This is a genomic window from Bradyrhizobium acaciae (assembly GCF_020889785.1).
GTDB lineage: Bacteria > Pseudomonadota > Alphaproteobacteria > Rhizobiales > Xanthobacteraceae > Bradyrhizobium > Bradyrhizobium acaciae.
On the sequence record NZ_JACMYK010000019.1, the window covers coordinates 16366 to 38579 of the forward strand.

A 22214-nucleotide genomic window follows, 5' to 3' on the forward strand; every position below is an offset into this window, starting at 1 on the left:
GTCTCTTGGACACGGGCTCGCGAAGCCCGATCGAATGGCTGGGGGCGCGGCGGTGCGCCGCAGATATCAAAGCCAGCCCCCCTCCTTAAGTAGGGTTAATTTGGTTCCCCGTTGAACTACGGAGATGCCCTGTCACGTCGGTGACGTGATGCGCGACAACCGCATCAAGGCATCAATGCCAGCGCATCCGAGAAGAACTCCGGCCCGCCGAAATTGCCTGATTTCAAGGCGAGCACCATCTCCCCTTTCCCAGCTCCGACCGCGCGCAGAACCGGCACGCCTGCCGCGATTTCCGCACCGACCAGGAACCCCGGGATAGCCAGGCGATCGACCACGGCGCCTGAAGTTTCGCCACCGGCGACCACCAGCCTGTGCACGCCCGACAGCACCAGGCCCTCCGCGATATCGGCCATTGCCTGCTCGATGGCATGTCCGGCCGCATCGCGCCCATGACGGGATTGCAGGGCTGCCACCTCAGCCGGGGTCGAGCTGCTCGCGATCAGGATTGGGCCCGCCGCCAGCCTTTCCTTGGCCCAGGCGAGCGCGCGCTGCGCCTCATCCTTGCCGGCGACGACACGCTCGGGATCGAGGTGCAGGACCGCCATCACCTTCTCGGCGCTGGCGATCTGCCGCAGCGTCGCCTGCGAGCAGCTGCCGGCGAGGCAAGCGGCCGGGCCCCCGACCGGCGTCACGCGCGTCGCGCCCTTGGGATCCGGCTTGGCCCTGCTCGCGGCGACCAGCGCCCGCGCCAATCCAAGCCCGATGCCGGAGGCACCGACCGAGAGACGATGATCCAGCGCCACCTGCCCGATGGTCTCGAGATCGCGATCGAACACGGCGTCGATGACGGCGGCGCCGACGCCGCCACTCACGAGGTCGGCGAGCTTCGCCCGAACGGCATCGGCGCCGCGGGCGAGTGTCGCGAGATCGACCAGGCCAACCCTGGTCTTGCTCTGGCGCGCGAGCACCCGGACCAGATTGGAATCATGCATCGGGTTGAGCGGGTGGTCCTTCAGCGGACTCTCGTTCAGCGGCACTGGGCCGACGAACAGGTTGCCCTGATAGACGGTGCGGCCGGTTTCCGGGAACGCCGGCGTCACCAGAACGATGCTGTCCTTGGAGTCCGCGCGCAGCGCGTCCATCACCGGACCGATATTGCCGGCATCGGTGGAATCGAAGGTCGAGCAGATCTTGAACAGGATGTGAGAAGCGCCGCGGCCGCGCAGCCAGGTCTCCGCCGCGCGCGAGCGCGTCACGGCCAGGCTCGCCTCGATCGAGCGGCTCTTCAGCGACACCACGACGGCGTCGACCTCCGGCAGCGCGAGATCGGAGGCCGGCACACCGATGGTCTGCACCGTACGCAGCCCGGCGCGCGTCAGCGTGTTGGCAAGGTCGGACGCGCCGGTATAGTCGTCGGCGATACAGCCAAGCAACAGTTTCGCAGCTGATGTCACGGCTTCACCCCGGCATAAGGCTTGAACCAGGCAAGACCCTCGGTGGTCCCGCCGCGCGGATTATATTCGCAGCCGACGAAGCCGGCATAACCGAGCCGGTCCAGCTCGCCGAACAGGAACGGATAGTTCAGCTCCTCGCCGTCAGGCTCGTTACGCGACGGGATCGAGGCGATCTGGATGTGGCCAATCACAGGAATCATCTCGCGCAGCCGCATCGTGACGTCGCCATGGATGATCTGGCAGTGATAGATGTCGAACTGCAGCTTGAGGTTCGGGATCTTAAGTTCACGGATCAACTCGTAAGCAAAGTTGAAGTCGTTGAGGAAATAGCCCGGCACGTTGCGCGGATTGATCGGCTCGATCACGACGTCGAGGCCGTGCGGCGCGAAGAATTCCGCAGCGTAAGCCACCGATTTGTAGAAGGCTTCGACGGCGTGCCGATCATTGCGATCGGCGATCCCGGCCATCAGATGCAGCCGCTTGACGCCGGTCGCCTCTGCATAAGGCAGTGCGGTCTTCAGGCTCGCCTGCAAATCGGCGAAGCGATCCGGCAGCGCGGCAAATCCCTTCTCGCCGGCGTTCCAGTCGCCCGGCGGCAGATTGAACAGCGCCTGCGTCAGCCCGGCGCCCTTCAGCCGCTTGCCGACCTCCGCGGCCGGATGGTCGTAAGGAAACAGGAATTCGACCGCGGTGAAGCCCGCCTTCGCCGCCGCCTCGAAGCGGTCGAGGAACGGGACCTCGTTGAACATCATGGTGAGATTGGCGGCAAAGCGGGGCATGGCAGGATCCTCTTATTTTGCGCCGGGAAGCTTGGTGCCGGTGACCTGCGCGTACATCCGCGCCACCGATGCATCGTCGTCGCGGCCCATGCCGGCCGCCGACGTCATCAGGAACATCTGCAACGCCGCGGCCGAGACCGGCACTGGGAAGCGCGCGTTGCGCGCCATGTCCTGGATGATGCCGAGGTCCTTGACGAAAATCTCCACCGCGCTGCGCGGCGCATAGTCGCCGTCGAGTACATGCGGCATGCGGTTCTCGAACATCCAGGAATTGCCGGCGGAGGCCGTGATCACCTCGTAGACCTTCCTGATGTCGAGGCCCTGCTTGGCGGCAAACGCGATCGCCTCCGAGGCGGCCGCGATGTGCACGCCGGCCAGCAGCTGATTGATCATCTTGAACGCAGCGCCCTGCCCTGCCGCATCGCCGAGCTCGTAGAGTTTTGCCGCCATCGCATCCAGCGCCGGCCGCGCCTTCGCGAACGCTGCCGCACTGCCGGAAGCCAAGATCGTCAGCTCGCCCTGCGCCGCGCGTTGCGCGCCGCCTGAGATCGGCGCGTCGAGATAATGCCGGCCGGTCGCCTCGAGCTGTTTTGCGAGGCGTCGCGCGATATCGGGATCCATGGTCGCCGAGGAAATGAAGACCGCGTCCCTGGCCAGGGTCTCGGCGGCGCCGTCCTTGCCGAACAGGATAGCTTCGGTCTGCGCCGCATTGACGACGACGCTGACGACGATGTCGGCGTTCCGTGAGGCCTCGGCGGGCGTTTTCGCGCCCTTGCCGCCGTCGGCCACGAAGCGAGCGACGGCGTCGGCCGACACGTCGCAGCCGGTCACAGTGAAGCCGGCGCGCCTGAGCGAGGTCGCCATGCCGTATCCCATCGAGCCCAGCCCGATGACGGCGACGTGCGGTGTTGCGGAACTGGACATGCGGCGATCCCTGAACATTTTTAGTTGTTTGAGCATTTTCGGAAAACCGGCCTTCAACCTTGCCGATCTTGCTCGTTGCTGCTTGCCTATCACGGCTTGGCCGTGCTGCCAAAGCATGAGACAAGCTGAAAACGGATAGCGCCCAAAGAAGACGCCGAGAGCGAAACCGGATGAGCGAAACAAGGCTTCGTGAGGACATCTGCCGGTTCGGCCGCTCGCTGTTCGAGCGCGGGCTGACGCCGGGCTCCTCCGGCAATATCAGCGTCCGGCTCGACGACGGCGGCTGGCTCGTGACGCCGACCAATGCCTCGCTCGGCTTCCTCGATCCGGCGAAAATGTCGCGGCTCGACGGCAACGGCCGGCTGGTCTCCGGCGATGCCCCCACCAAGGAAGTGCCGCTGCACACCGCGCTCTACCAGACGCGCGCCAGCGCCGGCGCGGTGGTGCATCTGCACTCGACCCATTCGGTCGCGCTTTCGATGCTGCCCGAGATCGACCCGCGCGCCGCGCTGCCGGCGATGACGGCGTACTATGTCATGAAGTGCGGCCAGACCGCGCTGGTGCCATACTATCGCCCCGGCGACCCCGCCGTTGCCGATGCGATCAGGGGGCTGGCCGGGAAATATTCATCGGTGCTGCTCGCCAATCACGGCCCGGTCGTCTCCGGCGACACGCTGGAAGCCGCGGTGTTCGCGACCGAGGAGCTGGAGGAAACCGCAAAGCTCTATCTGCTGCTGCGCGGGCTGAACCCGCGCTATCTCTCGCCCGAACAGGTGGCGGATTTGACCAGGACGTTCGGGCTCGTGCTGCCGGATCACTCTCATTAGATCAAGCGGAGGATCGATATGCGGAAGACAGTCATGATGAGGTTCGCAGGCTTGGCATTCGCGGTGCCGTTTGTCGTCGGTCTGGCGGGTTCAGTCGCTCGGACCGAGGAGACCTTGCAAGGCCTGCTGGCAACCCAGCTGCGCGCGCAAGGCTATGCCTGCGACAAGCCGCTCAAGGCCGAACGTGACGACAAGCTCTCGAAGCCCGACAACGAGGCCTGGACCTTGACCTGCAGCAACGCGACCTACCGCGTGAGCCGCGTGCCGGACCTCGCGGCAAAGGTCGAGAAGGTCGAAGATGGCAAAGAACAGGGCAAGTAGGCTCGATTCGTAGCCCGCATGGCCGCAAACGCCGACGTCATCCTGAGGTGCGAGCTAGGCGGCGCGCTTGTGCCGCGGGGCGAGCCTCGAAGGATGGGCCACATGCCCGCCCGCGGCCATCCTTCGAGGCTCGCTGCGCTCGCACCACAGGATGACGTTTGTGTACGTGGAGACGTCGCAAAAACTACAGCCCCAGATACGCCTTGCGCACGTCGGGATTGCCGCTGATCTCGGCCGCGGTGCCCTGCATCAGCACGCGGCCGGTTTGCAGGATGTAGGCGCGGTCGGCGATTTCGAGGCACTCGGCCATGCGCTGCTCGACGATCAGGACCGTCATGCCGGCGTCGCGGATGCGCTTCACGGCCTGGAAGATCTCGTCGACGAGTTTCGGCATGATGCCCTGCGACGGCTCATCGAGCATCAACAGGCGCGGCCGCGTCATCAGCGCGCGGCCGATCGCCAGCATCTGCTGCTCGCCGCCGGACAAGGTCTCGGCGCGCTGCTCGAGCCGCTCGCCGAGCCGCGGGAACAGGTTGAACACCAGATCGAGCGGCGCGTCGCGGTCGGACTTGCTGCGATAGAGGTAGCTGCCGAGCCGCAGATTGTCGCGCACCGACAACCGCGGAAACAGCCGGCGGTTTTCCGGCACGAAGGCGATGCCGCCTGCCGTGATGACGTGTTGCGGCTGGCCGTCGATCCGCTTGCCGTCGAAGGTGACACTGCCCGAACGCGGGCGCTCGGCACCGGCGATCGATTTGAGCAATGTCGACTTGCCCGCGCCGTTGGCGCCGGCGACGCAGACGATCTCGCCCTTGGTGACGTCGATCGACACCGAGGAGATCGCGACCAGGCCCTGATAGGCGGTGGTGACTTCACGCACCGACAGCATGACGATCCCCGAGATAGGCAGAAATGACTTCCGGATTGCGGACGACCTCGGTCGGCTTGCCCTCGATCAGCACCTTGCCGAGATTGAGCACGATGGCGCGGTCGACCAGCGGCATCACGATTTCCATCACATGCTCGACCATCAGCACGGTGACGCCGGTGGCGCGCACCTTGCGCACCAGCTCGACGCCGGTCTGAGCCTCGACAGGCGTCAGCCCGGTCAGGACTTCGTCGAGCAGCAGCAGCTTCGGCTCCGTCGCCAGCGCACGCGCGACCTCGAGCCGGCGCTTCTCCGACGGGACAAGATCGGCGGCTAGCTTGTCGGCGCGCGCGGCAAGACCGCAGAACTCCAGCACCTCGTAAGCCTTCTGCCGCGCGATGCGCATCTTGGTGTTGCGGATCAGCGCGCCGACGATGACGTTGTCGACCACGGTCATGGTCTCGAAGCTCTTGACCACCTGAAAGGTGCGTCCGACGCCGCGCTGGCAGCGCTCGGCGGCCGGCAGCCGGGTGACGTCCTCGCCGTCGAAGATGATCGAGCCCTGGGTCGGCGGCAGCACGCCCGCGATCAGATTGAACAGCGTCGACTTGCCGGCGCCGTTCGGGCCGATCAGGCCGACGATCTCGCCGCGCCCGACCGAGATCGAGACATCGCTGTTGGCGACGAGGCCGCCGAAGCGCTGCCAGACGCCTCGGGTTTCCAGGAGCGGGGTTTCCGGAAGCGCCGTCATCGCGCAGCCTCCTTGCGCCACGAGAACACGCTGACGAGACCGCGCGGCAGCGCCAGCGAGATCACGACGATCAGCGTGCCGTAGACGATGAGGTCGACGCCGCGACCGGAGCCGCCGATGAACGAGCGCGTCAACTCGGTGAGCGGGATCAGGATCACCGCGCCAAGTACCGGGCCCCACAGCGTGCCGATGCCGCCGAGCACCGCGGGCAGCGCCATCAACAGCGAGAATTGGAAACCCATCACGCTCTCAGGATCGATATAGGACACGAACTGGGCGTAGAAGCTGCCGCCCACGGCAACGAGGAACGCCGAAACCGCCGCCGCGCCCATCTTGGAGTTGAACACGACCACACCGAGGCTTTCGGCGGCATCGGGATTGTCCTTCACCGCGCGCCACCAATAGCCCCATTTGGAATCTTCCAGCCACCAGGTGACGAGCCAGGCGACGCTGGCCAGCGCCAGCGCGAAATAGAAGTACGGCAGCTTGGAGCGTGCGAACTGGAATTTCAGCCAGCTATCGCCGCGCACCGGGATGTCGATGCCGAGCGCCGCACCCGCCCAGTCCCAGTTCTGGATCAAAACCAGCGCAATCTCGGCGATCACGATGGTCGCGATCACGAAGTAATGCCCGCGCAGGCGGAAGCAGGGATAGCCGAGCGCCATCGCGATCACCGCGGAGATCGCCCCGCCCGCCAGCATGCCGAACCACGGCAGCACGCCGAATTTGGTGAACAACAGCGCAGTCGTATAGGCCCCGAGCCCGAAATAGAGCGCATGGCCGAGCGAGATCTGTCCGCAATAGCCGGACAGGATGTTCCAGCTCTGCGACAGCGCCGCATACATCAAGGTGAGCACCATGATGTTCTGGACGTAGACGTCCTTGACGAACAGCGGCACCAGCGCGGCGATCACCGCCAGGCAACCAGCGACGATCAGGTCACGCCTGCGGCGTTGGGCGAACTGGGTGTCCATCACATCGATCCGAACAGGCCACGCGGGCGGATGAAGACGACCAGGAGATAGACGGCGTAGATGCCGACCGATTTCAGCGACGGCGGCAGGATCAGTGCGGTGGTCGCTTCCACCAGGCCGACGATGATGCCGCCGGCAAAAGCGCCGAACACGCTACCGAAGCCGCCGAGCGCCACGGTGACATAGGCGATCAGCGCAAACGACGCTCCGACATCGGGGTAGATGTAGAAGAAGATCGCCATGATGGCGCCGGCGAGGCCGACCAGCGCAGCACCAAGGCCCCAGCCGAGCGCGAATACCCGGTTCTTGTCGATGCCGACGAGGGCCACCGCGCCGGCGTCCTCGCGCGTCGCCTCCAGCGCACGGCCGAAATCGGTGCGATTGATGAAGAAGTAGAGCGCGACGAAAGCTGCGATCGAGAGCATCGCGCCGATCAGTTGCGGCTCCGGCAGATAGATCCCGGCGATCGACACCGTCTTGCCGCCGACCCAGGAGTTGGTGACGCTGCGGTAGTCGGGCGTGAAGAAGAACTGGGCGAGGCCCCGCATCACGATCGCAAGGCCGAAGGTCGAGAAGATCTGCACCATGCCTGCATTGGCCTTGGCGCGCATGGCGAAGCGGACGATCAACAGATAGACCACCGCGCCGAACACGAACAGCGCCGCGGCGACCAGCGGCGCCGCGAGCAAGGGATCGATCGCGAAGAACGCGAACAGGAAGAAGGTCACGTACATCGCGATCATCAGGAATTCGCCGTGCGCGAAATTCACGACGTCCATCAATCCGAAGATCAATGCGAGGCCTGCGGCGATCAGTCCGTAGAGCAGCCCCATCAAGAGGCCGCTCGCCAAACTCTGGATAATGGTCTCGGCTGTCACCGCTGCGCCCCGGTCAACGCATCACTCGAACGTCGTCCTGGCGCAGGCCAGGACCCATAACCACAAATGCATCGGGAGGAGAGATAACAACCAATCATCGCAAAACGCCTGCCTGTGGTAATGGGTCCCGGGTCGCGCTTCGCTTGCCCGGGACGACGTAGGGAAACTGAGAGACCGATCAGCTGTTCATCGGCCAGATCGCCTCGGAAACGGCGGCCTGTTCCGGGAAGATCGTCACGAAATTCTTCGCGCTGTATTGCAACAGCACCGGATCGGCGAAGTTGTTCTGTCCCATCTCGTCGAACTTGACGCGCCGCCACGGCATGATGGTCACATCGCCCGGCATGTCGGTGGCGACCAATGCGTCGCGGATCTTTTCGCCATCGGTCGACTTGGCGCGGTTGATGGCGTCGGCCATGATGATGAGGCCCATGAACTGGCGCGAGGTATAGTCGTTGAAGTCCTTGCCGGACTTGGCGCGGTACATCTCGTTGATCAGACCGACCATCGGCCGCTTCTGTGCCAGGTCGAGCGAGAAGCTGCCGCGCGAGATCACGCCCTCGAGCTTGTCGCCGACCGCGTCATAGGTCGCCTTTTCCGAGAAGCCGGCATCCTGCGCCATGATGTTCTTCGGCTTGTAGCCGAGCTCCGCCATGGTCTTCACCAGCAGGATCGCGTCGGTGGTGTAGCTCGACGGCATCAGCACGTCGGCATTCGCCGCCTTGAGCTGCTGCACCTCGGCGGTCAACGACGGCGAGTTGGCGCGGTACTTGATGTCGCTGACGATCTTGTAGCCGCGCTCGCCGGCGAGCTTGATCTGGGCATTCGCCGAATCGGTGCCGAAGATGGTGTCCTCGTGGAATAGCGCCAGCGTCTCGATCTTCTGGCCCTTCTTCTTCATCGCATCGAAGAAGTCGAACATCGCGGCCGAGAACATCTCGTCATGCGGCGAGGCGCGGAAATAATACTTCAGGCCGCGGCGATGCAGGCTCGGCGAGGAGTTGTCGGCCGAGATGAACGGCACGCCGTAGCGCTCGCAGGTCTGGCTGACGGTGACCGCAACCGCGCTCTGATAGGTACCGACGACGGCGCAGACCTTCTCCTGGGTGATCAGGCGCTCGGTCTCGGCGCGGCCCTTCTGCGGATCGGCCTGGTGGTCGGCGAACACCAGTTTGACTTTCGCACCGCCGAGGCCGGACAGGCCCTCGCCCTTGGCGAGCGGCAGCGCGAAATCGTAATTCTTGTTGATGATGTCGGCCGCGGTGTTGAAGGCATGCTGCGCGTCGACGCCGATCGCGGCACTGGAGCCGGACAGCGGATAGATCACGCCGATCGCCACTTCACTCGTCTGCGCGCGCGCGGCCATCGGACCGAGCGCGGCGGCTGCAGTGGCACCCAGCAATACGTTACGGCGAGAGATCGTCATCGAAATTTCCCCTTCAGCTTTGTTCTTATCGATGTGACGCTTGTAGCGCGCAGTAAAGCCTCAATGAATTGCACGAATTGCCTATTCAGAGCACAGCGAGCTGCTTGTTCCTGAGGTCGGTCACCAGCATCAGGCCCGGCGCATGCGTGATCGCGAACGGCAACTTCGCACTTGCGATCACCGATTGCGGCGTCACGCCACAGGCCCAGAACACCGGGATCTCGTCATCGGCGACCGGTACCGCATCGCCATAGTCGGGCTTGGCGATATCCTTGATGCCGATCGCATGCGGCTGGCCGAGATGGACCGGCGCGCCATGCACCGACGGGAAGCGCGAGGTGATCTGCACCGCGCGGATCGCATCCGCCGGCTTGAACGGGCGCATCGACACCACCATGGGTCCCGCGAACGGCCCCGACGGGCTGCACGCAATATTGGTCCGGTACATTGGCACACGCAGGTTGCGTTCGATGTGACGGATCGGCAGGCCCTCATCCAGCAGCGCCTCCTCGAACGAGTAGGAGCAGCCGAGCACGAAGGTGACGAGATCGTCGCGCCAGTATTTGGTGATGTCGGTCGGCTCGTCGGCCACCTCGCCGTCGCGCCAGACCCGGTAGCGCGGCACGTCGGTGCGGATGTCGAGGTCGAGGCCGAGCGCCGGAATGCGGGGATCGCCGACGTCGGACATGCCGATGATCGGGCACGGCTTCGGATTGAGCTGGCAGAACCGGTGGAAGGCGCCGGCGAGTTCCTCCGGCAGGATCGCCAGATTGCCTTGGACGAAACCGTTGGCGAGGCCGGCGGTGGTGGCCGAGGCCATGCCGTCACGACAGGCGCGGCGCGCTTCGACGCTCGCCAGCACCGGTTCCCCCTGAGATCGCTGCACTGCCGCAAAAACAGTCATGGGATTCTCCTGCCCATAATCTCGACAAGGACAAACCAACACCAAGCGTGATATAATGTCTAATCGTCCTTTCTAATCAAAATCGATAAGTCAAATTTATCGATCGGGAAAACACTTCCAATGACGGACTTCCGCTCGATCGAAACATTTCTTTGGGTCGTCAAGCTCGGCAGCTTCCGCGGCGCCGCCCAGCGGCTCAACACCACCCAGCCGGCAATCTCCCAGCGCATTGCGCAGCTCGAGCGCGAGATGGGCGTCAAGCTGCTGAACCGCGACCACCGGGTCGCCTCGCCGACGCCGAGCGGGCGGCTGATGATGATCTATGCCGAGAAGCTGATCGGCCTGCGCTCGGAGATGATGGCCGAAGTCGGCGACCGCTCGGCGATGCGCGGCGCACTGCGGCTCGGTGTCGCGGAGACCATCGTGCACACCTGGCTGCCGCGACTGGTCAAGAGCGTCAACGAGATCTACCCGAACCTGTCGCTCGAGATCGAGGTCGACATCACGCCCAACCTGACGCAACGGCTGCTGGCGCAGGAGATCGAGCTCGCCTTCGTGCTCGGACCGGTCTCGGCGTCCGGCGCCCACAACCATGTGCTGTGCGATTACCCGATCGGCTTCCTGGCAAGCCCCGCGCTCGGTCTCGGCGAAGGGCCGGTGGCGCGGCAGGATCTGGCGCGATTTCCGATCATCACCTTTCCGCGCAAGACGCAGCCCTATGAGACCGTGCGCGCATTGTTCAATGCACCCGATCTGCCGCCGATCCGGCTGCACGCCTCGACCTCGCTCGCAACCGTGATCCACATGGCCAATGAAGGGCTTGGCATCGCGGTGATCCCGTCGGCGATCGTCGAGAACGAGCTCGCTGACGGGCGCTTGCAATTGCTCGACACCGACCTCAAGCTGCCGCCCCTCACCTTCACCGCGAGCTGGCTCGCCTCCCCCGATGCGGTCGCCATCGAGCGTGTCGCCAATCTCGCCAGGCAGATCGCACAGGCAAGCGTGGTGGTTGACGACGCGAGAACGGCGCGTCATGAAAAAACGGTCGCGTAAAGGGAAGAGCCGCAATGAGCCGAGCCGCAACCAACCTGCAGATCGATTCCGCCCGCCTCTGGGGCAGCATTCACGAAACCGCAAAGTTCGGTGCAACGCCAAAGGGCGGCGTGCGGCGGCTGACGCTGAGCGCCGAGGACAAGCAAGTGCGCGACTGGTTCCGCAAGGCGTGCGAGGACGCCGGCCTGGAGGTGCAGGTCGATGCGCTCGGCTCGATGTTCGGGTTACGGAAGGGACGGGATATGTCGAAGCCGCCGATCGGCGTCGGCTCGCATCTCGACACCCAGCCGACCGGCGGCAAATATGACGGCATCCTCGGCACACTGGCCGGGCTCGAACTGGTGCGCACGCTCAACGATGCCGGGATCGAGACCGAGCTGCCGATCTGCATCTGCAACTGGACCAACGAGGAAGGCTCGCGCTTCGCGCCGGCGATGATGGCCTCAGCCGCTTATGTCGGCGATTTCACCACCGACGACATCTTGTCGCGCAAGGACGCCGAAGGCGTCACCGTGGCGCAGGCGCTGGATTCGATCGGCTATCGCGGCGATGCCCCGGTCGGCCGCCAGAAGTTCTCAGGCTTCGTCGAACTGCATATCGAGCAGGGTCCGATCCTGGAGGCCGAGGGCAAGACCATCGGCGTGGTCGATTCCGGCCAGGGCGTGTTGTGGTACGACGGCAAGATCATCGGCTTCGAAAGCCACGCCGGATCGACCCCGATGCCGCTGCGCCGCGATGCGCTGGCGACGCTGTCGGAGATCGTGCTGGCGATGGAAAGCATCGCCAAAAAACATGGCCCGAAGGCGGTCGGCACCATCGGCGAGGCCGTGATCGCTGCGCCCTCGCGCAACGTCATTCCCGGCGAGATCGCCTTCACCGTGGATTGCCGCAGCGCCGATGTAGGGATCATGGATGCGCTGGACCGCGACCTGCGGGCCGCGGTTGCCGAGATCGCCGCGCGCCGCAAGGTCGAAGTCCAGCTCGATCTGGTCTGGCGCAAGGCGCCGACGCATTTCGACCCCAAGCTGGTCGACGCGGTCGAGAACGCGGCCAAGCAGCTCGGCTACTCGCATCGCCGCATCACCTCCGGCGCCGCCACGACGCCTGCAACCTCAACACGGTGATCCCTGCCGCCATGGTGTTCGTGCCGTGCAAGGACGGCATCAGCCACAACGAGTTGGAAGATGCCACGCAGCCCGATTGCGCTGCCGGCGCCAACGTCCTGTTGCATACGGTGCTGGCGCTCGCCGGCGTCGCGTCCTGATCATCTTTCCTTCCTTCGATGGAGGCTTTCGTGCGCGCAGTGTTTGTCGACGCCAATGAATCGCTCGCTGTCATCACGGAGCGCCTGGAAAAGGCCGGCGATCCCAAGATGCGGATCAACCGCAACCCGGACATCAAGTCCGAGGATTATCCGGCGGTGCTCGACGGCGCCGAGATCGCGGTGGTCGATCACACGGCGCTGCCGACCGACATTGCGAAGAAATGCGCCGGCCTGAAACACGTCGTGTTCCTCGGCACCGGCGCCCGCAGCTACATGAACCCGGAAGAGCTCGCCGAACTCGGGATCTCCGTGCACCTGATCAAGGGCTACGGCGACACCGCGGTTGCGGAGTCGGCGATCGCGCTGATGTGGTCGTCGGCGCGGGTGATCGCGCAGATGGACCGCGAGATGCGCGCCGGCAACTGGCTGCGCGAGGACGGCATGCAGCTCACCGGCAAGACGCTCGGCCTGGTCGGCTTCGGTGGCATCGCCGCCGAGGTCGCCCGCATCGCGCTCGGCAGCGGCATGAAGGTGATCGCCTGGAACCGGTCACCCAAGAGTCATCCGGGCGTCGAATTCACCGAGCTCGACACCGTGCTCGCGAACAGCGACGTGGTCTCGATCCATCTGTTGCTGAACGATGAGACCCGCGGCCTGATCACGCGCGACAAGATCGCCAAGATGAAAAAGGGCGTGGTGCTGATCAACACCGCGCGCGGCGCGATCGTCGACGAGCAGGCGATGATCGATGCGCTCAACTCAGGCCACATCCGCCACGCCGGCCTCGACGTCTACAACATCGAGCCGTTGCCGAAGGATCATCCGCTGACGAAAATCCCGAACGTGACGCTGTCGGCGCATTCGGCGTTCCGCACGCCCGAGGCGAGCGAGAACCTGATCCACGCAGCCTGGGAGCATTGCCGACGGATCGTGAAGCAATAATTTCACCGTCGTCCCGGCCAAGCCAACGGGTCGGCGCAAAGCGCCGCCCGATGACAGGCTCCGCGGCGAGCCGGTACCCATAACCACAGCCCTGCGTTACCGCGAAGGCTGTGGCCACAGCGTGTCTCAACAACCGAACCCTGTGGTTATGGGTCCCTGCTTCCGCAGGGACGACGGCTCGGCTTGCTTAATCCACCATCTCCGCGACCGCCTTGCCGCATGCGGTGGTGTCGGCGTTGCCGCCGAGATCGCGGGTGCGCAACGTGCGTTCGCCGAGGGTGCGCTCGATCGCGCCGACGATGGCGGCCGCCGCCTGCTTCTCGCCGAGATGCTCCAGCATCATCGCGCCGGACCAGATCATGCCGATCGGGTTGGCGATGCCCTGCCCCGCAATATCAGGCGCCGAGCCGTGCACCGGCTCGAACACCGAGGGGAAATTGCCTTCCGGATTGATGTTGCCCGACGGCGCGATGCCGATGGTGCCGGTGCAGGCCGGGCCGAGGTCGGAGAGGATGTCGCCGAACAGATTGGAGCCGACGACGACGTCGAACCAGTCCGGATGCAGCACGAAGTTCGCGGTCAGAATGTCGATGTGATACTTGTCCCACTTCACGCCCGGATACTTCTTGGCCATCGCCTCCACGCGCTCGTCCCAATAGGGCATGGTGATGGAGATGCCGTTCGACTTGGTGGCCGAGGTCAGGTGCTTCTTCGGCCGCGACTGCGCCAGATCGAACGCAAATTTCAGGATGCGGTCGACGCCGGTACGAGTCATCACGGTCTGCTGGGTAACGAATTCGCGGTCGGTATCCGGGAACATGCGGCCGCCGACCGAGGAGTATTCACCCTCGGTGTTCTCGCGCACCACCCAGAAATCGATGTCGCCGGGCTTGCGGCCGGCCAGCGGCGACGGCACGCCGGGCATCAGTCGCACCGGGCGCAGATTGACGTACTGGTCGAACTCGCGGCGGAACTTGATCAGCGAGCCCCACAGCGAGATGTGGTCCGGAATCTTGGCCGGCCAGCCGACCGCACCGAAATAGATCGCGTCATGCTTGCCGATCTTGTCCTTCCAGTCGGCCGGCATCATCTCGCCGTGCTTCTCGTAATAGTCGTAGGAGGCGAAGTCGAAATGGTCGAACTTCACGTCGACGCCGTGCTTTTTCGCCGCCGCCTCGATGACGCGGATACCCTCCGGCATCACTTCCTTGCCGATGCCGTCGCCGGGAATGACCGCAATCCGATATTGCTTCTTGCTCATCGAGAACACCCTTGTGATTTGCCCGGCCGGCAATGCCGCCTATTCTGATGGTCCTGCAATGGACCAATCTTCGCGCGAGCGCAACGCTGCAGTGCAGTGTTGACCAATGCGCGACCCTGCCCCACCAATTTCGCCGACATTCGTTCCTCATACCAAGCGAGACATCCCATGGATCTGCATCTGCGCGGCAAGCGTGTCCTGATTACCGGCGCCTCCAAGGGCATTGGCGCGGCCGCCGCCGAAGCCTTTGCCGAGGAAGGCGCCAATCTGCTGCTGGCCGCCCGCAACGGCGATCAGCTCAAGGCGCTCGCCGAACGGTTGCGCTCCGCGCACCAGATCGATGCCGCGATCAGCGTGGTCGATCTCCGCAAATCCGAAGATCTCGCGCGGCTCGCCAAGGAGGCGGCCGAAATCGACATCCTGGTCAACAATGCCGGCGACATCCCGGGCGGCTCGATCGACAAGATCGACGAGGCGACCTGGCGGCATGCCTGGGAGCTCAAGGTGTTCGGCTATGTCAATCTGACTCGCGCGATCTACGCCCAGATGAAGGCGCGCGGCGGCGGCGTGATCGTCAACGACATCGGTGCGGCCGGCGAGAAGTTCGACGCCAATTACATCTGCGGCAGCGCCGGCAATGCGGCGCTGATGTCGTTCACCCGCGCGCTCGGGGGAAAAAGCCTCGCCGACAACATCCGCGTCGTCGGCATCAATCCCGGCCCTGTCGGTACCGACCGCCACGTCACGCTGCTCAAGACCCGCGCCAAGAACCAGTTCGGCGACGAGAACCGCTACACGGAGTTCCAGAAGGGCCTGCCGCTCGGCCGTCCGGCGCATGCGCGCGAGATCGGCGACCTGATGGCGTTCCTGGCCTCCGACCGCGCGGGATATACGTCGGGCGTGATCTACACGGTGGATGGCGGGCTGACCTCGGGGTGGGGTTAAACAGGCTCGGCTCTGTCCCCGTCATTGCGAGCGCAGCGAAGCAATCCATGCTTCGGCAGATGCGGAGCGATGGATTGCTTCGTCGCTTCGCTCCTCGCAATGACAGGTTAACCAGCAGTCCGCTCGAGCAGCTGCCGGATCAGCGTCGTGATCCGGCCCCGCGGCGCCAGCATCTGATTCATGATCGTGAAATGATCGGCGCCTGGAATCTCCTCATAGGTCACCGGCAAGCCGTAGCGGGCGCGATGGCCGGCGAAATCGGCGGTCTGCTTGCGCAGCAGCGGCAGTTCGGCACTGCCGACCACCAGCGACAGCGGCTTTGCCGTGCCGCCCTGCTGCATCATCGGCGAGTTGCGCCGCGAGGCGGCTTCGTCGAGCCTGAGCTTCTCGTTGAGGTAGGAATGCCTGATCGGCTCCAGGTCATAGATGCCCGAGATCGCCATGCCGGCCCGAACATGGGCGTTCGACAGCGCCATCGACGTCAGATGTCCGCCGGCCGACCAACCGGACACGACGATGCCGTCGGCAGCAGCGCCGAGCGCGGGCAGTTGCCCGGCAAGAAAGTCGATCCCGACGTGAATCTCGGCGACGATGTCATCGAGCGTCGCATCCGGCGCAAGCGTGTAGCCGATCAGCGCGACATTGATGCCATGCGCCATCGGTCCCTCGGCAAAGATCGTGAACGCCTCCTTGGCGCGGGTCTGCCAATAGCCGCCATGGATGAACAGCAGCGTCGGCGCGCCATCGCTTGTCCTCAGGAAATCGATCCGGTTGCGCTCACGCGGGCCGTATCGGAGGTCGAGATGCTCGGCGTGCTGCTGCCGCATCCGCGCCGAGCGCTGCTCCCAGCCGGCGGCGAGCTCGGCGCTGCCCTTGACGGCGACGCCATTGTTCAGACCGAGGTCGCGCTCCTGCTGGCTCATCGCGCGCCAGTCCAGCGCGGAAAACAACGCTGCCATCCCTGCCTCTTCGGTTCTCGTCGCATTGCCACGACAGCAGGAAATGTTCTACAGCACAAGCAAACAGAACTCATAGGAGCAACGGCGCATGGCTGATCAGGGCTTGGTGAAGGAAACGGCGTGTGCCGTCGTCGAGAAGCTGAAAGCCGGTGACGTCACGCCGCTCGACCTACTCGACGTGCTGGAACAGCGCATCGCCGAGGTGGACCGCAAGGTCAACGCACTGCCGACGCTCTGCTTCGATCGCGCCCGCACCCACGCCAAGGCGCTGATGCAGAAGCCGGTCGGCGAGCGCGGCCTGCTCGCGGGCCTTCCCGTTCCGATCAAGGACCTCACCGCGGTCTCCGGCGTGCTGACCACGCTGGGCTCACCGATCTTCAAGGACAACATCCCGGCGAAGTCGGATATCCTGGTCGAACAACTCGAACAGAGCGGCGGCGTGATCTACGCCAAGTCGAACACGCCGGAATTCGGCGCCGGGGCCAACACCTTCAACGAGGTGTTCGGTCCGACCCGCAATCCCTGGGACACGTCGCGCTCGGCTGCCGGCTCGTCCGGTGGCGCCGCGGCCGCACTGGCCAGCGGCACCGCGTGGCTCGCCCACGGCTCCGACATGGGCGGCAGCCTGCGCAACCCGGCGAGCTTCTGCGGCATCGTCGGCCTGCGGCCCTCGATCGGCCGCGTCGCACATACGCCGAAATTCGGCGTCGACCGTACCCTCGGCGTGCAGGGACCGATGGCGCGCAATGTCGAGGACCTTGCGCTGCTGCTCGACGCGATGAGCGGCGAGCATGCCGCCGATCCGCTGTCGCTGCCCGCGCTGCCGACGTCGTTCCTGTCGGCGACGTGTTCCGGCAAGACGCCGAAGCGCATCGCATACTCGCCCGATCTCGGAATCACGCCCGTCGATCCCGAGGTCAAGGCGGTGACCCGCAAGGCCGCGGAGCGCTTCGCAGAGGCCGGCGCGATCGTCGAGGAGGCGCATCCCGACTTCCGCGAGGCCCATGAATGCTTCCACGTGCTGCGCGCGTTCGATTTCGCGATCAGCAAGGCCGAATTGCTGCGCACCAAGCGCGATCTGCTCAAGCCCGAAGTGATCTGGAACATCGAGGAAGGGCTGAAGCTCACGGTCGAGAAACTCGAACGCGCCGAGGCGCAGCGCGTCGCGATGACGCAGCGTGCGCTCGAATTCTTCGACAAGTATGACCTGCTGCTGGCACCCGCGACCATCGTGCCGCCGTTCCCGGTCGAGAACCGCTATGTCGCCGAATGCGACGGCAAGAAGTTCGACAACTATGTCGAATGGCTCGGCATCGTCTATGCGATCACGCTGGCCTGCTGCCCGGCGCTGTCGCTGCCCTGCGGCTTCACCGCGTCGGGCCTGCCGGTCGGCCTGCAGATGATCGCCAAGCCGCGCGCCGAGGCGCAGCTTCTGGCCGGCGCGAAAGTGCTGGAAGATATTCTGGGCGTGCGCGGCACCACCCCGATCGATCCGCGGCCGCCGCGATAAGGCGGCCTACGCCTCTCCCGTCGCCTTGAGCGCGACGGTGAGTGCGAGCTTGGTCTGCTCGACGATCTCGTCCATCAGTTCCTCGCGGCTGATCTGGGCGACCTCGCCGGTCAGCAAGCCCTGCTCGGCGAGCATCACGATGCCATGCAGCCCGGCCCAGATCTTCAGCGCCTGCCGCTCGCGCAACAGGCCGACGGCCGGCGCCTCGAACGACTCGATCAAGAGCGCCAGCGTTTCCATCGCAGCAATGTGCAGCTCGCTGCCGACAGGCGCGCAGGCCATGGTTCTGGACGCGAACATCAAGCGGTAGATGCCGTGGCGCTCGAGCCCGAAGGCCAGCGCAGCCTGCGCAAAACGCGACAGCTTCGAGCCCTTGCCGGGCTGCTCGATCGCCTCGCGCATGATCACGTTGAACTGCCGGAACGCCTCCGCGGTGACCGCCTGCAGCAGCGCCTCGCGGTCGGCGAAATGCCGGTACGGCGCCGGCTGCGAGACGCCGAGCTGCTTGGCCAACGCCTTGATGCTGATCGCTTCGGGGCCACCGAGTTCGACCTCACGTAAGGCGGCCTGAATCAGGGCTTCGCGGAGGTCGCCATGGTGGTAGGTCTTGAACGGCTTACGAACGATTTGTCCCATCGAGATGCTGATCACCGGTCGGTCGGGCTAGAGCGGAGAACGCTACAACAGCGACATCGGCCGCTTCGGTCACTTTCGCGAACACGACATCCGCAGGCTATTAACCGCAAAACCGGCAAGCGCGTCCATTGGAAAGTCTGTCAAGCCAGCCGTGGATTCTGATTTGCTTAACGGGTTCCCTGCCTCAGTCCGGCCTGGCCCAAGGCAGGATTGCCGCCGCTCCGGAGGCAGCGCCAGACGACCATTATCCACGGTCGCCGCAGCACCGAGCGCGCACCGGCGCGCTCGGTGCCGTAACTGGCAACATCGTCAAGCGTTGGCGCCGCCGTCGACGGTCAGACCCGCGCCATTGATCGAGCCGGCTTCGGGACCGGCAACAAACGCGACCAGGGCAGCGACGTCGTCGGCCTTGCCGTAGCGCTTGATGGCCATGCGCGCGCGTTGCGCCTCGGCCTGCTCGCCATCGGCCGGGTTCATGTCGGTGTTGGTGGAGCCGGGATGGACGATATTGACCGTGATGCCACGGCCGCCGAGGTCACGCGCCAAGCCCTGGGTCCAGGCAATCAGCGCCGACTTGCTCATCGAATAGAGGCTCATGCCGGCATCCGGCACCCGGCTGGCGAGGTTGCTGCCGATGTTGATGATACGACCGCCCTCGCCCATATGGGCGACCGCGGCCTGCGATGCGACCACCACCGCCCGCACGTTCACGGCCAGCGTGGCGTCGATATCCTCCAGCGTGATGGCGTCGATCGGACCGCCGCCACGGAAGATGCCGGCATTGTTGACGAGGATGTCGAGACCGCCGAACGCCTTGGCGGCGGCGTTCACCGCGCCGCGCACGGCGCTGGCGTCGGCGCTGTCCGCCTGCAGGGCCAGCACACGGCGGCCCTGCTTCCTGATCTCGGCGCCAATGGCTTCGGCGCGATCGGCCGAGCGTTCATAGGTGATGGCAACATCGGCGCCTTCGGCGGCAAGACGCCTGGCGATGGCTGCGCCGATGCCGCGGCTGCCGCCGGTGACGAGGGCGCGTTTTCCTTGCAGGGACTGGGTCATGTTCGGCTCGTTCGTTTGAGGGGCGACATTTCTGTAACGATCGACACAGAATTAAGGAGCTTGCGCCGACACGTCAATGGAATTATTTAATGATCGACACAGAAATGGTGAGGCGATGGCTGAGCGTGGCCGCCCCCGGAACTTCGACAAGGACGCCGCCCTGGCCCGGGCGATGGAGGTGTTCTGGCTGAAGGGCTATGAGGGCGCCTCGATGGCCGACCTCACCTCGGCGATGGGGATTGCCTCGCCCAGCCTGTACGCCGCCTTCGGCGGCAAGGAGGACCTGTTCCGCAAGGCGCTCGACTATTACGTGGCGAGCGAAGGCGGACTGATCTGGGGTGCCGTGACCGAAACGCACACCGCCTACCAGGCCGTGGAGACCCTCCTGATGCAGACCGCGCGCGTCTTCACCCGCCGCTCACGTCCGCCGGGCTGCCTGGTGGTCTTGTCGGCGCTGCATCCGAACGAGCATTCCGAGACCGTGCGGCGCGAGCTCGTGCAGCGGCGCGCGCAGGCGGTGACGGAGCTGCGCGAACTTTTGCGCCAGGGCGTCGAGCGCGGCGAGATCTCACCTGCGGCGGACCTCGACGCGATCGCCAAATACTACATCACCGTGCAGCAGGGCATGTCGATCCAGGCGCGCGATGGCGCCACCCGGAAGCAGCTCGAGCAGATTGCGGCCGCCGCCCTCGCCGCCTGGAGCCCGCTCACCGCACCTACGCCAGCCGCTCATTAGCAGACCGGCGCGCCCGGGGGCGTCGGCCACCATGTCGCGGCTGTCGCTGGGCACCCCGTCAAGTACCCCGAATTTTCGCTTGACGCCCAAGCCGGACAATAATGTAATATGCTATAACTTGGCGAGCCGATCATTCGGCCGGCCGCCCAAGCAAGCCAAGACTTGCTCAATTACATGAGGAACCCGGCGTGCTTCAGCGCGCCAGAGCCGAGGGAGAGTGCTTGCATGTCCAAGCTAAGAATCCGCGTCGACCAGGATAAATGCCAGGGTCACGCCCGCTGCAAATCACTCGCCCCCGAATTGTTCGAACTCGACGAATACGGCAATGCCCATGAAGTCGGCGACGGGACCGTGCCGGCCGGGCTCGAGGACAAGGCCTGGCTCGCGCAGACCAACTGCCCGGAAATCGCGATCGAAGTCACCGAGGAATAGCGCCGGCCAAGGGCTGGCCGCGCGCCGCCCGTTGTGCCGACCAACGTTGATCGAACGAGAAGGAAACGAGCCGATGTCCGATTCCCCGTCCGCGAGCTTTCTGCCCGAACATCCCCCGGTCACCGACTGGGTCCATGATTTCGACCACACCGATCCGGTCTGGACCGACGACCCGTTCCCGATCTGGGAGACGCTGCGCGCCGCCTCGCCGGTCGTGCACACCGAGCGTTTCCTCGGCTGCTACATGCCGACCACCTATCAGGCGGTGAAGGAAATCGCCTACGACACCGAACATTTCTCCTCGCGCCGCGTCATCGTCCGCGACGTCCGTCCCGAGATCTCGGCCCGTGCGCCGCCGATCACCTCCGATCCGCCGGAGCACAAGCCCGCCAAGCAGGTGCTGCTGCCGCCGTTCACGCCGGATGCGATGAAGCGGCTGGAGCCGCGCGTGCGCGCGATCTGCAACGAGCTGATCGATGAATTCATCGCCGATGGCCATTGCGACGCCGCGGCGCGTTACACCAAGCACATCCCGGTGCGCGCGATCGCGCATATGCTGGGAATTCCCGAGAAGGACGGCGACCTCTTCATCAAGTGGATCCATCAGATCCTCGAGCTCGGCATCAAGGACGAGAACGAGATGATGAGCGGCGTGCGCGAGATGACCGGCTACTTCATGGCCCATCTCGAGCAGCGCAAGCTTGCGCCGAGCGACGATCTGATTTCGCAATTGTTGCGGGCCAAGGGCCCCGGCGGCCAGCCACTGACCGACGAGCACGTGCTGGGCTCGCTGCGGCTGCTCCTGATCGCCGGCATCGACACCACCTGGAGCGCGATCGGCTCCTCGCTCTGGCACCTCGCCAGGACGCCGGCCGATCGCGAGCGGCTGATTGCAGAGCCGGCGCTGATCCCGACCGCGATCGAGGAATTCCTGCGCGCCTATTCGCCTGTCACGATGGCACGCGAGGTGATGAAGGAGACCACGATCTCCGGCTGCCCGGTGAAGGCGGGCAACATGGTACTGTTGTCATTCCCCGCAGCCAACCGCGACCCCGCCATGTTCCCCGACGCGGACAAGGTGGTGATCGACCGCAAGGAGAACCGCCACGCCGCCTTCGGCCTCGGCATTCACCGCTGCGTCGGTTCCAACCTGGCGCGAATGGAGATGCAGGTGGCGATCGAGGAATGGCTGAAGCGGATCCCGGATTTTCGACTCGACCCGGCCGGCAAGGTCACCTGGTCGGAAGGCACGGTGCGCGGCCCGCGTCAACTGCCCGTTCTGTTCGGCAAGAACGCCTGAGGAACCGGACAGCA

General features: G+C 65.0%; 22 protein-coding genes and 1 pseudogene. 10 read left to right on the top strand and 13 right to left on the bottom strand.

Translation table 11 applies throughout. The annotated features are described in order from the left end of the window. Positions 1-164: 164 nt before the first annotated feature. From otnK to ltnD, 3 genes are read right to left on the bottom strand one after another with little or no spacing between them, the layout of a single operon-like run. Positions 165-1454: a 3-oxo-tetronate kinase gene (otnK, locus tag H8A92_RS11050; RefSeq protein WP_229195829.1), complete on the bottom strand. Its 1290-nt coding sequence runs from the start codon at positions 1452-1454 to the stop codon at positions 165-167. Then, on the bottom strand, positions 1451-2233 hold the full coding sequence (gene otnI / locus H8A92_RS11055) for a 2-oxo-tetronate isomerase (protein ID WP_229195830.1): 783 nt from the start codon (positions 2231-2233) through the stop codon (positions 1451-1453). Before otnI ends, otnK begins: the two co-directional genes overlap by 4 nt. A gap of 12 nt (positions 2234-2245) precedes the next feature. Continuing rightward, a complete protein-coding gene (ltnD, locus tag H8A92_RS11060) occupies positions 2246-3157 on the bottom strand; it encodes an L-threonate dehydrogenase (RefSeq protein WP_229195831.1) in 912 nt (303 codons plus the stop codon). A 170-nt stretch (positions 3158-3327) separates the two neighbouring features. Here ltnD and otnC point away from each other — a divergent pair, with 170 nt between their 5' ends. Together otnC and H8A92_RS11070 are read left to right on the top strand one after the other, a co-directional pair. Beyond that, the gene (gene otnC, locus H8A92_RS11065; protein WP_229195832.1) at positions 3328-3984 is read left to right on the top strand and encodes a 3-oxo-tetronate 4-phosphate decarboxylase; all 657 of its coding nucleotides are present in this window, start codon (positions 3328-3330) and stop codon (positions 3982-3984) included. Between the two features lie 18 nt (positions 3985-4002). Beyond that, positions 4003-4305, top strand: a complete 303-nt coding sequence (locus H8A92_RS11070) for a hypothetical protein (RefSeq protein ID WP_229195833.1) — start codon at positions 4003-4005, stop codon at positions 4303-4305. Positions 4306-4489: 184 nt separating this feature from the next. On the opposite strand, the gene H8A92_RS11075 is transcribed toward H8A92_RS11070, so the two are convergent. The 6 genes from H8A92_RS11075 to H8A92_RS11100 form a co-directional block, all read right to left on the bottom strand. Continuing rightward, on the bottom strand, positions 4490-5194 hold the full coding sequence (locus H8A92_RS11075; protein ID WP_229195834.1) for an ABC transporter ATP-binding protein: 705 nt from the start codon (positions 5192-5194) through the stop codon (positions 4490-4492). Further along, positions 5178-5924: an ABC transporter ATP-binding protein gene (locus tag H8A92_RS11080; protein ID WP_229195835.1), complete on the bottom strand. Its 747-nt coding sequence runs from the start codon at positions 5922-5924 to the stop codon at positions 5178-5180. The genes H8A92_RS11075 and H8A92_RS11080 overlap by 17 nt, the downstream gene beginning before the upstream one ends. Then, a complete protein-coding gene (locus H8A92_RS11085) occupies positions 5921-6898 on the bottom strand; it encodes a branched-chain amino acid ABC transporter permease (RefSeq protein WP_229195836.1) in 978 nt (325 codons plus the stop codon). Before H8A92_RS11085 ends, H8A92_RS11080 begins: the two co-directional genes overlap by 4 nt. After that, positions 6898-7776: a branched-chain amino acid ABC transporter permease gene (locus tag H8A92_RS11090; RefSeq protein ID WP_076862477.1), complete on the bottom strand. Its 879-nt coding sequence runs from the start codon at positions 7774-7776 to the stop codon at positions 6898-6900. Before H8A92_RS11090 ends, H8A92_RS11085 begins: the two co-directional genes overlap by 1 nt. A gap of 178 nt (positions 7777-7954) precedes the next feature. After that, complete coding sequence (locus tag H8A92_RS11095; RefSeq protein ID WP_229195837.1) at positions 7955-9202, bottom strand: ABC transporter substrate-binding protein; 1248 nt, start codon at positions 9200-9202, stop codon at positions 7955-7957. An 85-nt stretch (positions 9203-9287) separates the two neighbouring features. Beyond that, positions 9288-10106: a putative hydro-lyase gene (locus tag H8A92_RS11100; RefSeq protein ID WP_229195838.1), complete on the bottom strand. Its 819-nt coding sequence runs from the start codon at positions 10104-10106 to the stop codon at positions 9288-9290. Positions 10107-10226: 120 nt separating this feature from the next. Here H8A92_RS11100 and H8A92_RS11105 point away from each other — a divergent pair, with 120 nt between their 5' ends. The 3 genes and pseudogenes from H8A92_RS11105 to H8A92_RS11115 all read left to right on the top strand — a co-directional run bounded on the left by H8A92_RS11105 (position 10227) and on the right by H8A92_RS11115 (position 13365). Then, positions 10227-11159 (top strand): LysR family transcriptional regulator, encoded by a 933-nt coding sequence (locus H8A92_RS11105; RefSeq protein WP_229195839.1) that lies wholly within the window; start codon positions 10227-10229, stop codon positions 11157-11159. A gap of 14 nt (positions 11160-11173) precedes the next feature. After that, a pseudogene (locus H8A92_RS11110) lies at positions 11174-12423 on the top strand (allantoate amidohydrolase). 30 nt (positions 12424-12453) lie between these two features. Then, positions 12454-13365 (top strand): NAD(P)-dependent oxidoreductase, encoded by a 912-nt coding sequence (locus H8A92_RS11115; RefSeq protein WP_229195840.1) that lies wholly within the window; start codon positions 12454-12456, stop codon positions 13363-13365. Between the two features lie 187 nt (positions 13366-13552). Here H8A92_RS11115 and H8A92_RS11120 read toward each other — a convergent pair whose 3' ends face one another. Further along, entirely contained in the window at positions 13553-14626 is a 1074-nt protein-coding gene (locus H8A92_RS11120; RefSeq protein WP_163160555.1) for a tartrate dehydrogenase, read from the bottom strand. Between the two features lie 168 nt (positions 14627-14794). Here H8A92_RS11120 and H8A92_RS11125 point away from each other — a divergent pair, with 168 nt between their 5' ends. Continuing rightward, positions 14795-15571: an SDR family oxidoreductase gene (locus tag H8A92_RS11125; protein WP_229195841.1), complete on the top strand. Its 777-nt coding sequence runs from the start codon at positions 14795-14797 to the stop codon at positions 15569-15571. A 107-nt stretch (positions 15572-15678) separates the two neighbouring features. Here H8A92_RS11125 and H8A92_RS11130 read toward each other — a convergent pair whose 3' ends face one another. Beyond that, positions 15679-16530: an alpha/beta hydrolase gene (locus H8A92_RS11130; RefSeq protein WP_229195842.1), complete on the bottom strand. Its 852-nt coding sequence runs from the start codon at positions 16528-16530 to the stop codon at positions 15679-15681. Positions 16531-16618: 88 nt separating this feature from the next. Between H8A92_RS11130 and H8A92_RS11135 the strand changes: the two genes are divergently transcribed. Further along, complete coding sequence (locus tag H8A92_RS11135) at positions 16619-18040, top strand: amidase (RefSeq protein WP_229195843.1); 1422 nt, start codon at positions 16619-16621, stop codon at positions 18038-18040. Positions 18041-18046: 6 nt separating this feature from the next. Here the strand turns inward: H8A92_RS11135 and H8A92_RS11140 are convergent, their stop codons facing one another. Both H8A92_RS11140 and H8A92_RS11145 read right to left on the bottom strand, forming a co-directional pair. After that, positions 18047-18676 carry a TetR/AcrR family transcriptional regulator gene (locus tag H8A92_RS11140; protein WP_229195844.1) on the bottom strand — a complete coding sequence of 210 codons (630 nt, stop codon included), beginning with the start codon at positions 18674-18676 and terminating at the stop codon, positions 18047-18049. Between the two features lie 309 nt (positions 18677-18985). Then, complete coding sequence (locus tag H8A92_RS11145; RefSeq protein ID WP_229195845.1) at positions 18986-19732, bottom strand: SDR family NAD(P)-dependent oxidoreductase; 747 nt, start codon at positions 19730-19732, stop codon at positions 18986-18988. A 115-nt stretch (positions 19733-19847) separates the two neighbouring features. Here H8A92_RS11145 and H8A92_RS11150 point away from each other — a divergent pair, with 115 nt between their 5' ends. The 3 genes from H8A92_RS11150 to H8A92_RS11160 all read left to right on the top strand — a co-directional run bounded on the left by H8A92_RS11150 (position 19848) and on the right by H8A92_RS11160 (position 22200). Then, on the top strand, positions 19848-20468 hold the full coding sequence (locus H8A92_RS11150; protein WP_229195846.1) for a TetR/AcrR family transcriptional regulator: 621 nt from the start codon (positions 19848-19850) through the stop codon (positions 20466-20468). 225 nt (positions 20469-20693) lie between these two features. Next, on the top strand, positions 20694-20900 hold the full coding sequence (locus H8A92_RS11155; protein WP_016842874.1) for a ferredoxin: 207 nt from the start codon (positions 20694-20696) through the stop codon (positions 20898-20900). A 73-nt stretch (positions 20901-20973) separates the two neighbouring features. Further along, positions 20974-22200, top strand: a complete 1227-nt coding sequence (locus H8A92_RS11160; RefSeq protein ID WP_229195847.1) for a cytochrome P450 — start codon at positions 20974-20976, stop codon at positions 22198-22200. The last annotated feature ends 14 nt before the right edge of the window (positions 22201-22214 follow it).